This window comes from Flavobacterium xizangense (assembly GCF_054075145.1).
In genome coordinates, this window is the sequence record NZ_JBSIPG010000366.1 from 1 (window position 1) to 229 (window position 229).

Consider the following 229-nt stretch of genomic DNA (forward strand, 5'->3'; position numbering starts at 1 on the left):
TTCAGCTTCACTCATATGATCTCGCAGATTCTGCGATTCTAATCCTTTTATTTCTTTGTGTTTCTTTACTGATAGTCCAGTCCATTCCTTATGGATGATGTTGGTTAGAAAAGCAAATTCACTTTTCTCTTCGATGCCAGCTTCTTTCCAATAATCAGTGAGTTTGTTGCGGGTTTCCTGCCCCATCATTCTCTGCTGAATCCACTTTTCGCTTCTTCCGTGCTGTTTC

Annotated in this window: 1 pseudogene; it reads right to left on the minus strand. The window is 40.6% G+C overall.

Features of this window, described 5'->3' with window-relative positions:
• Positions 1–229 (minus strand): annotated as a pseudogene (locus tag ACWA1B_RS23795) (hypothetical protein); the annotation flags it as partial.